The organism is Pseudorhodoplanes sp., from assembly GCF_046289595.1.
In the GTDB taxonomy this organism is placed as follows: Bacteria; Pseudomonadota; Alphaproteobacteria; order Rhizobiales; family Xanthobacteraceae; genus Pseudorhodoplanes.
This window is the reverse complement of record NZ_JBKBVB010000003.1, coordinates 69,178-81,764: the sequence shown is the minus strand read 5'-3', so window position 1 is coordinate 81,764 and position 12,587 is coordinate 69,178. Positions and strand designations below refer to the sequence as shown.

Sequence of the window (12,587 nt, the reverse complement as noted above, 5' to 3'; positions counted from 1 at the left end):
CTTGCGCGGACGGCCGATCACGGCTATCTGAAGGCGCGACGCTCCCTTCGTCTAGCGGTCAGGACGCGGCCCTCTCAAGGCTGAAACAGGGGTTCGATTCCCCTAGGGAGCGCCATATACATCAAGGATTTAGATACAGCTTCGGTATAGTCGGCCGGTGTTTGGCAACGCAGCGAGGCGTGCGGCCTCGCGGTGTTGTAATCGGTAACCCAGTCGTCGATGAACCGGCGGGCCGCCATATGCGCCCAGCACGCGCCGGAAGGAGAAACGATGTCCTTCCGGCGCAGATGATGGGCTCACATCGGCTGAATGCCAGCCTTGCGGATGATATCGCCGAGTTTTTCGGTCTCGGATCTGATGAACTTGCGTAACGCGTCAGGTCCGGGCGCTACGGGTTCGGCACCCTGTTCGGTGAATCGCTGCCGGACCAGGGGATCTTCGATCGCTTCTTTGAGCGCGTCATACAGCTTGTCGATCATGGGCTTCGGCGTTCCTGCGGGCGCCAGCAATGCGAACCATGCTCCGGTCACATAATTCGGCACGCCGGCTTCCGCTGTGGTCGGCACGTCCGGCAGTGCCGCCATGCGCTTTTCGGCTGTCACGGCTAACGGCCGTGCATCGCCCTTCTGGATCAGAGCCAAGATGTTCGGCAGCAACTGGAAGCCGACCGGGACCTGGCCGGCAATGAAATCCGGCGAATATTGCGCGATGTTGCGGTAGGGAACATGCACCAGCTCAACTCCGGCAACTTGGTCGAAATATGCGCCGGCGAGATGCTGCGATGAGCCGACGCCGACCGTGCCGTAGTTGAGCTGCTTCGGCCGCTCCTTGGCGTAGGCGATAAATTCCTGGAGCGTCTTCGGCGGTAGTTTCGAGTTCACCACGATCACGTTTGGAAGGATGGCGAACAGCGAGATTGGTTCCAAATCCTTTTCCGGATCGTAACCGAGGGATTTGAACAAGGTGCGGTTGGCGGCGAGCGGACCCGAGGTGCTGACGACAAGATTGTAGCCGTCCGCAGGAAGTTTCGTGGCTGCGGCAGTGCCGCTATTGCCACCTGCGCCCGGACGGTTTTCCACGACCAGAGGCTGACCGAGATACTTTCCCATACGGTCGAGCAGGATCCGGCTGATCACATCGCTCGCGCTGCCGCCGGCAAAGGGAATCAGAACCTGTATCGGCCGGTTCGGATACGTATCCGTCTGTGCGAATGCTGCGGGCGAGGCAGCGGTTCCGGTCAGCAATATTGTAATGAGGACCTTGAGAATTCTAAACATGCCTTCGTTCTCCCTTTCGTGATTGTCGTTCTGTCAGTATTGCTAGACTGCAATGACCTCCATAAGCCGCTCGCAATCCGATTTGTTTGCGGCATCGCCCGAGAAGGTCACCCGGCCGCGCTCGATCGCGACAAAGCGGTCGCAAACCGTGAGTGCCTGATGCACGTTCTGCTCGACCAGCAGGACCGCACAGCCCGCGGCCTTCATTTCTCCGATAATGGCGTACAGGTCCGCGACGATCATCGGCGCCAGACCTTCGCTCGGTTCGTCGACCAGCAGGAGACGTGGCTTCCCGACCATGACGCGCGCCATCGCAAGCATCTGTTGCTCTCCGCCGGAGAGCGTCGTGCCAAGCTGGCTGCGCCGTTCCATCAGCCGCGGAAAGCGCCGGTAGATGCGGTCGAGCGCGGCGAGATTGTCCGCCTTGGAACGGCCCGGCACTTGCAGAAAGCCAAGCGTCAGGTTCTCCTCAACCGTCAGACCCGGAAAGATCCGGCGGTCTTCGGGAACGAAACCGACCCCGCGATGCGCGATCCGGTCCGGGCTGACGCCGGCGATCAAGGCGCCGTCGAACACGATTTCGCCTTCGCTCGGAATGATCCAGCCGGCAATGGTCTTGAGCAGCGTGGTCTTGCCGACGCCGTTTCGACCAAATACGCCGAATATTTCGCCATCGCGAACGCTCAGGTCGATACCCTGGATGACGTGGCTCGAACCGTAATGGGTGTGCAGATTGCGGATATCGAGCATGGTCAGGGATGCCCGAGATAGGCGGCCTGGACAGCCGGATTGTTACGTATATCGGCAGGAGCGCCTTCGGCGAGCTTCTGGCCCTGATGCATGACGATGACGTGGTCCGACAGGCTCATGACGAGACCGATGTCGTGCTCAATCAGGAGCACGGTCACGTCGTTTGCCAGCGATTTGATCAGCGCTGCCGTATCCTGGGTGTCGCCGTGACTCATACCTTGCGTCGGCTCGTCGAGCAGCAGCACCTTGGGCTTGCAGGCGAGTGCGAGCGCGACCTCGAGGCGCCGCTGTTCGCCGTGTGACAGTGCGCTGACGCGGAACGAAGCCTTATCCTTGAGCGAAAATCGCTGCAGTAACTCGTCGACCCGAGCCAGGGCTGCGTGGCTCGCAGAAACCGGGCGCAGCGCGAGCGACCAGGGTTCGAGGATCTGTGACGCGAGGCGCAGATTTTCTCCGACCGACAGCTCGAAGAACAGGTTGGTGATCTGAAAGGAGCGGGCGAGCCCCGCCGCCTGCATGCGGTAGGGCGGCTGACCGGTCTGGTCGACGCCTTCGATCAACACCTGTCCGCCGCGCGGCCGCAGCGCACCGGAAATCAGATTGAACAGCGTCGACTTGCCGGCCCCGTTCGGACCGATGATGGTGGTAATGCGATTGCGCGCGACGGTAAAGCTGACATTGTCGACAGCGCGAAGTCCGCCAAAGGCGATTGACAGACCGCGCGCCTCCAGGATCGGCGCGGTCACGGCCTGTCTCCCCGTCCGAGCTGTTTTGCGATCCACGGCCGCACCACGCCCATCAGGCCTTGTGGAAAGAAGATCACCGCGCCCATGAACAGAAGTCCGATGACGATAAGATGGTGCTCGGTCCAACTGCCGACGAAGGATTTGAGAACGGTGAGCAGCACGCTGCCGTAAAGCGCCCCGACCAGCGTTCCCACGCCGCCCAGGATGACCGTGATCACCGCGTTGCCCGAGGTTGCGAAGAACAGCAGCTCCGGCGACACAAAGCCGCGCAGCATCGGGTAGAGCGCGCCAGATACGGTGGCGATCGTGGCGGCCAGAACATAAGAGCTAAGCCGCAGCGACGAGGAACGATAGCCGAGGAAAGGCACGCGCCGGTCGTTGGTCTTGATCGCGATCAGGAGGCGGCCGAAGGGCGTGTCGAGCAGATAGGCCGCGATGGCATAGAGAACCATGGTCACTGCGAGCACGACGAGGAAGAAACCCGCGGGCGACGCGCTCGAAACCGTGGCGAAGCCGAGATTGATATCGATGATAGGGACGCCGGTCATGCCGTCGGAAGCGCCGATGGCGCGTGTGTTATAGATCACCTTGGCGATTACCTGCGCCATGCCGAAGGTGATCAGCGCGAAATAGACGCCGCGTACCCGGATCGCGATGAAACCGCCGACCAGCCCCAGTACCAGTCCGGACGCGATGGCGACCCCGATCGCGACCCAGAACGAGGGAACCTGCATCAGCATCAGAGCCGAGATATAGGCGCCGAGGCCGAAATAGAGTGCCTGACCGAGTGAAAGCAGACCGGTATAGCCGAGCAGGATATCCACGGATAGCGCGAGCCCGGCGAAGATCAGCGCCTCGGTCGCCAGCCGCAGATAAAAGGTGTCGTCCATCGCCGCACCGATCGCGGCGGCGATCAGTGCGAAAATCACGAGCGCCAGAGCCAGGACGTGGCTCGCGCGCATCGACGTTGTGAGAGCGTCACGCATGGCCGAGCCGTCCGAACAGGCCCTGCGGCCGGACCATCAACATCAGAACCATGATTCCGAACACGATCGGGTCGGTCCAGACCGGCGAAATGTATAGCGAAGCAATGGCCTGGACCTGCGTGAGAAACAGCCCGGCGACGACCGCACCGGCGATCGATCCCATTCCGCCGACAATGACGACGGTGAAGGCCATCAGGATGAAGTCGCGCCCCATGGTCGGGAACACCGAATAAATCGGCGCCAGCAGCACCCCGGCGAGGGCCGCGAGCGATACACCGAAGGCGAAGGCGCCGGCATAGACCCATTGCACCGGGACGCCGAGCGATGCCGCCATGTTGCGGTCGAAGGCGGCGGCGCGCACCATCGCGCCGATCCGCGTCCGGTAAACGATGAGAGCGGTTGCGACGATGACAAGGGCGCCGGTCGCAATCATGAACACGCGATAGAGCGGCAGGAAAAGACCGGCCACTTCGATCGCGCCACGGATCGGAGTCTCCGGCCGGATCGGGTTGGGTCCCCAGATCAGTTTGAACACGTCTTCGAGCACGAGCGCGAAGCCGAAGGTCAAGAGCAGCGTGGTGACATGCCGGTCCTGACTGTGAAAGACCCGCTGGATCAGAAGCCGCTCGACCAGATAGCCGACCGGCAGCATCAGTGCCGGCACGAGGACAAGCAGCAGCGCGAACGGCACGCCAAGCGCGCCGAGCGTTACGGCGATAAACGCACCGAGCGCGTAGAATTCGCCGTGCGACATGTTGATCACGTCGAGCAGGCCAAAGATGATGGTCAGCCCGAGCGCGACCAGGATCACCGCGACCCCGAGAGCCAGGCCTGTCACCACCTGCGGTGCAAGCACGAACTGGATATAATCCGCCATCCCTCGTTCCCCGGGCCGGTCAGGCGCGTTTTCCGCGTAACGCGCGAAGCTTAGCGAGGGCGCAGCGCCGGGATGGCACTGCGCCCGTTCCTTGTCAGAAGCGCTTGCAGTCGTCGGGGCCGATCGCGTCGGCGCCGGGCACCTTGCCCACGATCTTGAACTGGCCGCCGGTAACCTGGACGACATACATGTCTTGGATCGCCTGATGGTCGCCGGCGCGGATGGTCTTCTCGCCCTGCGGCGTCGCCCATTTCAGGTCGCGAAGCGCGTCGCGCACCTTGTCGGTTTCGGTGCTCTGGGCCTTCTCGACCGCGGCCTTGTAGGCGAACAGCAGCCCATAGGAATCGGTCCCGTAGAGATCCGGATCGACCTTGTACGCGGCGCGGAATGCCTCAACGAACTTCTTGTTCTCCGGCGTGTCGATTTCCGGCGAGTAACCGACACCGGTCACAAAGCCTTCCGCGGCCTTGCCGATGGCGCCGATATTCTGCGAGGTCACCGTACCGGATGCGCCGAGCACGGTGATATTGCCGAGCAGTCCGAATTCCTGGAGCTGTGAGAACAGCCGGACAGTATCGTTGCCGGCCACCGAGGTGTACAGCACCTGCGGACGTGCCGCGCGGATTTGCCCGAAATACTGCGTATAGTCCTTGGAATCGAGCGGCGCGAAGACTTCGCCGGTGCTGTTGCCGCCGACGCGGTCGACGTTCGACTTGAAGGCGGCAACAGTCGAGCGGCCCATCTCGTAGTCCGGCCCAAGATAGAACACGCGGGCTTTCGGCTTTTCCTTGGCCAGCCAGCTCGCGAGCGCGGCCGATTGCTGGCCGGCGCGGGCATTGACGCGGAACACATTCGGCGAGCAGCGCTCACCCGTGATCGAATCCGCAAAGGACACGGTGGTTGCAATCAGCCGGCCGGCGCGCTCGGCGAGCTGGCCGACGGCCAGAGTCGAACCGGATGATACGGTGCCGGTGAGGAAATCGACTTTGTTGACCTGAAAGAGCTTCTCCGCCTTTTGCACGGCGACGGCCGGATTGGCTTCCTCGTCCTCGAAGGTCAGCTCGATCGGGCGTCCCATGATGCCGCCCGCAGCATTGATTTCCTTGGTCGCGAGCTCGAGGCCCCAGCGGACCTGCTGGCCGATGCCGGCATAGGTGCCGCTCAGCGGCGTAACGACGCCGATCTTGATCGGATCCTTGGACTGGGCTGCGCAAAGCGCGGTCGTCGACAAGAGAATGGCAAGCGTGGTGGTGGCTAATCTGGTCATTGGCATTCCTCCATTATATTGCGGCGGCCCTTACCGCCTTCAGCTTCCCTTGAATTTCGCAGCGCGCTTGCCGTGAAACGCCTCGACGCCTTCCTTGAAGTCGTCGGACTGCCGCAGGCGGCTGTAGCAATGGCCTTCCAGTTCGATGGCGATGGTGAGGGTCGAATCCTCGGTATCGTTGAGCAGTTTCTTGGCCGTCCGTTGCGCGAGCGGCGAAAAGGAAAGGAGTTCGTCGACGAGCGCGTCGGTCGCAGCCTCAAGCCTGTCGTCGGCCACGCATTCCGTTGCGATCCCCCAGTCGTATGCCTGGCGGCCCGGGATTCGCCTGGAGCGCATCACGATGTCTTTGGTGCGCGTGATCCCGACGATCTTCTGCAATCGCGCCGACCCTCCGGAGCCCGGAATCTGGCCAAGCTTCTGCTCCGGCAAAGCGTAGAGGCAGGTATCCGAGACGAGACGGAAATCGCAGGCGAGCGAAATTTCGAAGCCGACGCCGAAGCAGTAGCCGCGGTTCGCGGCGATCACCGGTTTCGCGCAGCGTGCAGGCGCGGCGATGTTCCAAGCGAGTTTCGAGACATGCTCGGGCGAGGCCTCCATGAAGCCCTTGATGTTGCCGCCGCTGGAAAAATGCTCTCCAGCCGCGCGCAGCACGATGACACGCACGCTGTCGTCTTCGTCGAGGGCCTCGAAAACCAGCCGCAACTGGTCGCGCTGCGGCATTTCGATGACGTTGAGCGGCGGCCGGTCGAGAACGATATCGGCACGCTGCTTGTGTGGTGTAAGTTCCACCCGGAAGCCGTTGAGCGTCAAAAGGCGCGGATCGGTGAAGGTCATCGACGTCATGCTGCGTTGCCTTTGGTCTGAGGTCCGCCTTCGGCCTCGAATTCGCCTGCGACCAGCTTGCGGCGCAGGAGTTTGCCGACCGGCGATTTCGGGATTTCGTTGACGAAGACATAGCGGCGTGGCCGCTTGAAATTGGCGAGACCCGAATTGCGGCAGAACTGATCGAGTTCGGCGTCCTGCACCGGGCTGCGTCGCTTGACGAAGGCAGCCACGATTTTGCCCCAGCGCTCGTCCGGAAGTCCGACGACGGCGACTTCGGACACGGCCGGATGCAGCGAAAGGCAGCTCTCGATTTCTACCGGCGAGACGTTCTCGCCGCCGGTAATGATCATATCGTCGACCCGCCCGGTCACGAACAGATCGCCGTCCTTGTCGACGAAGCCTGTGTCGCCGGTAAAGTACCAGCCCTTGCGCAGGGCTTTGGCGTCGGCTTCCGGGCGCCGCCAATAGCCCTCGAAGGATTCGTCGCCAAGCAGATGGGCGATGATCTCGCCTTCCTCGTCGGTGGCTGCGATTTCGTCCGGGGAGGCGGCGCCCAGTTTCACCACGCGGATGCGCTGGTTGATGCCAGCGCGGCCGGCCGAGCCTGGCTTCGCTGCCGCATTCTGATCGATGGTGAAGGTATAGATCTCGGAGGATCCGTAATGGTTGACGAAAAGCTCCGGTTTGAATGCCTCACTCAGATCCTTCAGCAGGCCGTCTGTCATCGGAGCGCCGGCGAAGCCGAGCTTGCGTACCGACGAAATATCGGCGCGTGCGAAAAGGTCGTTGTGGATTAGGTCGTGATAAAGCGTCGGGACGAGATAAAGGTTGGTGACTCTCTCCGCCTCGATCAGTGCAAGGGCATTGGCAACGTCGAAGCGCGGAAGGCACACGAATGTACCGTTGATCAGAGACATTGCCAGCAGAGAGCGCACCCCCATCGTGTGATAGAGCGGCATAACGCCGAGCGTACATTCGCCATTGGAGTAGAGGTTCTGCGCAACATGCGCGACCGCGGCTGCGCGCTCGGCCCGTTGCCGGCGCGGCACCCCTTTCGGGCGCGCGGTGGTTCCGGAAGTATAGAGCATCACCGACCAGGCGTCCGCCGACACGCGCGGTTCGGCCTCGTTGCCGGAGCGGTCCACGAGCGAAGCGTAGGCGATTTCGTCGGACTTGACCGAGTCGAGAGCGATCCTGTGCCGCGATCGCGCCTCTTGCGACGTCCGCGCCGCTTCGGCGGAGACATCCTCGAACACGAGGGCCTTGGCCTCGGAATCGGCAAGGCCGAAATCGATTTCGTCCGGCTTGGCGCGCCAGTTGAGCGGCGTTATCACGACGCCGGCAAACTGACACGCCCAATGAAGGAGCGCGGCCTCGACCCGGTTTTGCAGCACGGTCACGAGATGGTCGCCCGGCATCAAGCCGAGTTCGTCGAAGCTGTCGACGATGGCCGAAATCTGCCGATAGGCCTGCGCGTAGGTGAGACGGACCGGTCCGTCGACGAATGCGAGCGCTCCAGGCTTGCGTTCGACGCTTGCGAGAAAGCTGGTTCCGAGGTCAAGCATCGGGGTGTGTCTCCCGCAGTCTCTTTGCAGCATCCAGTGCTGCGGCAATGATCGGGACATAGCCCGTGCAGCGGCACAGATGGCCGCTGAGAAATTCCCGCAGCGTCTCCTCGGAGGGGGCCGGGTCGCTGCGCAGCAGGTGGTCGAGCGACATCAGAATCCCGGCAGTGCAGAATCCGCACTGCAGGGCGTGGTGGCGTCGAAACGACTCCTGCAACACGGACAGGCGCCCCGGAGCCGGTTCGAGCCCTTCCACCGTGCGGATGTCGGCGCCGTCGGCCTGAACGGCAAGCGTCAGACATGCGCGCGCCGGTGCCCCATCGATCTGGACGGTACAGGCGCCGCAAACGCCGTGCTCGCATCCGACATGCGTACCGGTCAAACCGAGCGTGTGCCGCAGCATATCGCTGAGCAGCATGCGCGGCTCGACCTCGGCCTGGTAAGTGCGGCCATTCACCGAGAGCTGGACCGGGTGGCGTTTTTCCGCGCTCAGGCGAGGCATCGGCGTGCCTCCTCGATGACGGCGCGGCCCATGCGGCGCACCAGCTCGCGGCGATAGCGCGCCGTGGCATGCAGGTCGTCGCGGGCGTCGAGGTCGAAAGCAAAGGCATGGAGCGCGTCGTCGAGCGCGGTGCCGTCGAGCGCACGAAAGTCACGCGCGACCGGTCGGTCGGCGACCCCGCCGATCGCGAGTCGCGTTTCCCGGTCCGAGACGACCGCCGCACAGCCAACGATGGCAAAGTCGCCGTGGCGCCGGCCGAATTCGCGGAAAGCATAGCCCTGTCCTGGGCGCGCCTTCGGAAAGGTCACCGCCTCGATCAGTTCGTCTTCGCCGCGGGCGGTGGACATCATCCCAATGAAGAAATCCTCGGCCGTGATGCTGCGCGTCTTGCGGCGCGCGGACAATTCGATGCTGCCCCGAAGTGCGACCAGAGCGAGCGGAATTTCCGCGCTCGGATCGGCATGGGCCGCCGATCCGCAGATCGTGCCGCGACTGCGGGTCTGCGCATGGCCAACAAAAGGCAAAGCGGCCGCGACCAGCGGCAAGCTGCGGGCGAGGTCCGGGCGTGAGAGAAGTTCGTCCTGGCGGACCGCGGCGCCGACGCGGATGGCGTTGCCGTTGTCGCTTATCCGGCGCAGTTCAGGCAGATGCATGATGTCGATCAGCACCTTCGGTCGCGCCAGCCGCATCGACAGCATTGGCATCAATGTCTGCCCGCCGGCGAGAATTCGGGCATCGCCGGCATCTTGCGCCAAGGTCTCGTGAGCCTCTGCGACAGACTGCGCGCGCACATAATCGAAGCGGGCGGGCTTCATGCGCGGCCTCCGAACAGACGTGCGAACAGCCCGGCTTTGGTTTTCCCTCCGCCGGTCTTGCGGGCAAGGGCCGCGAAGAACTGGCGGATCACCACCCTGGCCGCGCCGTCGAGCAGGCGTCCGCCGATGGACGCGACCTTGCCGCCGATCTGCGCATCGTAGTCGTAGGTCAGCAGGGAGCCGCCTTCGGGCATCGGCGAAAGGCGGATGCGGCCCGTGCCCGCCGCATTGCCGAGCGCGCCGTCGACGACGCCGTCGAGTGTCACGGATTGCGGGCGAACCAGGTCCCGCAAACGGATATCGGCTTTGTAACGGCCGGTGACGGGACCGATACCGAGCGTCACGTCGGCGCGGAAATGCGTTTCGGACACGCGCGCGACCCCGTGGCAACCCGGAATGATTGCGGCGAGCGTCGCCGGATCGAGCAACAGCTCCCAGACCGCGTCCGGCGCGGCGGCGACTTTGGCTTCGCCCGAACCGTGGAGGGCACGGATGCCGGCCGCAGCTACAGCGGGGCGGACGAATGCGTGCGGCGGCTCCTTTTCCTCGCCGTGCAGATGCTTTGCGATCTTCGCAGGCGTCAGCGGCAGGTCGATTTCCGCGATCCCGAGCGCGTCTGCCACAGCATTGGCGATGCAAACCGGTGTGCTCATGCAGTTGCCTTCGCCGACGCCCTTTGTGCCGAGTGGCGTGAACGGGGAGGGCGTCTCAACGTGCAGCATTAATGGAGCGGGCACCTCCATTGCGGTCGGCACCAGGTAATCGGCAAAGGTACCGGTCAAAAAGGCGCCATCCGGCCCGTAGGCATATTCTTCGTAAAGCGCAGCGCCTACTGCATGCGCGAAGCCGCCCGTAACCTGGCCTGCGACCATTCCGGGGTGAAGAATGCGGCCGCAGTCATGCATGGTAACGTATTTGTCGATACGCACTGCACCGGTATCGCGATCGATCTCGACGCCGCAGAAATCGAAAATAAACCCGTGACAGAGAGAGGAGTTGATTTCGTCCTGTCCGGTCGGCGGCGTCAGTTCCGGTGGTGTCCAGAATGCGGTTTCGCGGAGCGCCTGATCCGCTTCAGGGATCAGGCCGGGAGACCAGTGGCTCGCCGCCGCAATGCGCGAGAACGGGATGGCGTTATCCGGATTGCCGCGAGCACGGATGCGGCCTTGCGCGAATTCGATCTCCGAGGCCGGCACGTTGAGCTGCGCTGCGGCGCTGCGTGCGAGCTTCGCCTTGATCCTTTCGGCAGCCAGATGCGCAGCGCCGCCGACAGCGGCCGCAAAGCGGCTGGCATAATTGCCGGATGCGATCGACCAGGCGTCTCGGGCGCTGTCGAAATCGGTAACGACGCGGATGTCGGATGGCTTCAGCCCGAGCGCATCGGCAACGACTTGCGAAAGAACCGTGCGATGGCCCTGTCCCTGCGGGACCGAGGCGACATGCACCGAAACTCCGCCAAGTGGGTCGATCGCGACCGTTGCCGTTGCTTGCGCGCCGTTTTTGGGCCCGGCCTTCTGCCGCTCCTGCGGCGTCAGAACCGTGGTGATGTAACCCATGTTGGACACACTCGGCTCGACCGCCGCGGTCAGGCCGATGCCGTAGATGCGGCCTTCCGCTCGCGCCTCCGCCTGGCGCTTGCGCAAGGCGTCGAGGCCGCCGTCGTCCAGGGCCTGCTCGAACGCTTTCAGGTAATCGCCGGAATCGAGCAGCGCGCCGGTTGCGGTCCGGTACGGGAAGGCGCCGGACGGAACGAGGTTCCTGCGGATCACATCGACCGGATCGAGGCCGAGCTCGATGGCGATGCGCTGCATCAGCCGCTCCAGCGCGTAATAGACCTGCGGGCCGCCGAAGCCGCGATTGAGGCCGGTGGGAGTCTTGTTGGTAACGACCACGCGATTGCGTACGGAGACATGGCGTATGTCGTAGGCCCCGGTGAGGTTGCCGTGCATGCGGTACAGCGTGGCCGGCTCCGGCGCACGGATATGCGCGCCGACATCCTCGATCTGATCGTAGGCCAGAGCATGCACACATCCCTCGGCATCGACGGCGGCGCGAAGCGTGGAGACCCGATTGGTCGCCGACACCGACGCAGTGAGATGTTCGAGCCGGTCCTCGATCCACTTCACCGGCCGCCCGCATAACCGTGCGGCGATCCCCATCAGAACGACGTAGGGGAACACGCCCTGCTTGACACCGAAGCTGCCGCCGGAGTCCGGCGGCGTGCGCAGGCGGAACCGGTTGCCCGGCACTTTCAGCGCCCGCGCCATCACCGCATGCAGGCTGAACGGACCCATGAAATTCGCCAGAATGTCGTAGCTGTCCTCGCCGGGATCGTATTCGGCAACGACGCCATAGGTTTCCATCGGCGTGCACGAATTGCGCGGATAGCGGATGGTCACGGACACCGTATGGGCAGCTTCCGCAAAGGCTTTGTCCGGATCGCCGTAGCGGAAGCTGCGTTCGCTCACGAGATTGGTGCCGAGCGGCTCGTGCAGAACCGGCTGGTCCGGCTCGAGCGCGGCGAGCGGATCGACAACCGCCGGCAGCGGCTCATACTCCACCTCGATCAAATCGAGCGCATCTTCGGCAAGGTAGCGGTCGGCGGCGATGGCGATGGCCACCGGCTCGCCGATGTAGCGGACGCGATCGGTTGCGATCGGCCAGCACTCGATCGGCGCTTTGACGCCGACGACGAGGCTCGCCGAATGCGCCGTGATATCGGTCCCGGTGAGGATTGCCGCGACGCCCGGTGCTTTGCGCGCCGCTTCGGTGCGGATCGCGACAATCCGCGCATGCGCATGAGGCGAGCGCAGGATCGCGGCATGCAGGGTGCCGGTCTTGACTGTGAGATCGTCGATGAAGCGGCCGCGGCCGGACAGGAGCGCTGCGTCCTCCACGCGCTCGACCGATTGCCCGCACCATGTGGTGGCCTGACCTGCCATCGCTTCGACGTCCCTCGATGCGCTCTTTGCCGGCG

Annotated in this window: 12 protein-coding genes and 1 tRNA gene; 1 reads left to right on the top strand and 12 read right to left on the bottom strand. The window is 63.7% G+C overall.

Annotated elements, in window-relative coordinates; genetic code table 11:
• Positions 1-40: 40 nt before the first annotated feature.
• Positions 41-115 (top strand) — tRNA-Glu (locus ACK41X_RS01700).
• On the opposite strand, the gene ACK41X_RS01695 is transcribed toward ACK41X_RS01700, so the two are convergent.
• The 12 genes from ACK41X_RS01695 to ACK41X_RS01640 form a co-directional block, all read right to left on the bottom strand.
• Entirely contained in the window at positions 75-239 is a 165-nt protein-coding gene (locus ACK41X_RS01695) for an integrase core domain-containing protein (protein ID WP_409718579.1), read from the bottom strand. The genes ACK41X_RS01700 and ACK41X_RS01695 overlap by 41 nt on opposite strands.
• Positions 240-296: 57 nt before the next feature.
• Positions 297-1,277, bottom strand: coding sequence for a Bug family tripartite tricarboxylate transporter substrate binding protein (locus tag ACK41X_RS01690; protein ID WP_409718503.1), 981 nt, complete (start codon positions 1,275-1,277; stop codon positions 297-299).
• A gap of 42 nt (positions 1,278-1,319) precedes the next feature.
• Positions 1,320-2,027, bottom strand: a complete 708-nt coding sequence (locus tag ACK41X_RS01685; protein ID WP_409718500.1) for an ABC transporter ATP-binding protein — start codon at positions 2,025-2,027, stop codon at positions 1,320-1,322.
• 2 nt (positions 2,028-2,029) lie between these two features.
• A complete protein-coding gene (locus ACK41X_RS01680; RefSeq protein WP_409718497.1) occupies positions 2,030-2,773 on the bottom strand; it encodes an ABC transporter ATP-binding protein in 744 nt (247 codons plus the stop codon).
• The gene (locus ACK41X_RS01675) at positions 2,770-3,759 is read right to left on the bottom strand and encodes a branched-chain amino acid ABC transporter permease (RefSeq protein ID WP_409718494.1); all 990 of its coding nucleotides are present in this window, start codon (positions 3,757-3,759) and stop codon (positions 2,770-2,772) included. Before ACK41X_RS01675 ends, ACK41X_RS01680 begins: the two co-directional genes overlap by 4 nt.
• Positions 3,752-4,636 (bottom strand): branched-chain amino acid ABC transporter permease, encoded by an 885-nt coding sequence (locus tag ACK41X_RS01670; protein ID WP_409718491.1) that lies wholly within the window; start codon positions 4,634-4,636, stop codon positions 3,752-3,754. The genes ACK41X_RS01675 and ACK41X_RS01670 overlap by 8 nt, the downstream gene beginning before the upstream one ends.
• 94 nt (positions 4,637-4,730) lie before the next feature.
• Positions 4,731-5,903 carry an ABC transporter substrate-binding protein gene (locus tag ACK41X_RS01665; protein WP_409718488.1) on the bottom strand — a complete coding sequence of 391 codons (1,173 nt, stop codon included), beginning with the start codon at positions 5,901-5,903 and terminating at the stop codon, positions 4,731-4,733.
• Positions 5,904-5,942: 39 nt separating this feature from the next.
• The gene (locus ACK41X_RS01660) at positions 5,943-6,746 is read right to left on the bottom strand and encodes an enoyl-CoA hydratase/isomerase family protein (RefSeq protein WP_409718485.1); all 804 of its coding nucleotides are present in this window, start codon (positions 6,744-6,746) and stop codon (positions 5,943-5,945) included.
• A complete protein-coding gene (locus tag ACK41X_RS01655) occupies positions 6,743-8,293 on the bottom strand; it encodes an AMP-binding protein (protein WP_409718482.1) in 1,551 nt (516 codons plus the stop codon). Before ACK41X_RS01655 ends, ACK41X_RS01660 begins: the two co-directional genes overlap by 4 nt.
• On the bottom strand, positions 8,286-8,795 hold the full coding sequence (locus ACK41X_RS01650; protein WP_409718480.1) for a (2Fe-2S)-binding protein: 510 nt from the start codon (positions 8,793-8,795) through the stop codon (positions 8,286-8,288). Before ACK41X_RS01650 ends, ACK41X_RS01655 begins: the two co-directional genes overlap by 8 nt.
• Positions 8,783-9,610, bottom strand: a complete 828-nt coding sequence (locus ACK41X_RS01645; protein WP_409718477.1) for an FAD binding domain-containing protein — start codon at positions 9,608-9,610, stop codon at positions 8,783-8,785. Before ACK41X_RS01645 ends, ACK41X_RS01650 begins: the two co-directional genes overlap by 13 nt.
• Positions 9,607-12,552 carry a xanthine dehydrogenase family protein molybdopterin-binding subunit gene (locus ACK41X_RS01640; RefSeq protein ID WP_409718474.1) on the bottom strand — a complete coding sequence of 982 codons (2,946 nt, stop codon included), beginning with the start codon at positions 12,550-12,552 and terminating at the stop codon, positions 9,607-9,609. Before ACK41X_RS01640 ends, ACK41X_RS01645 begins: the two co-directional genes overlap by 4 nt.
• Between the last annotated feature and the right edge of the window lie 35 nt (positions 12,553-12,587).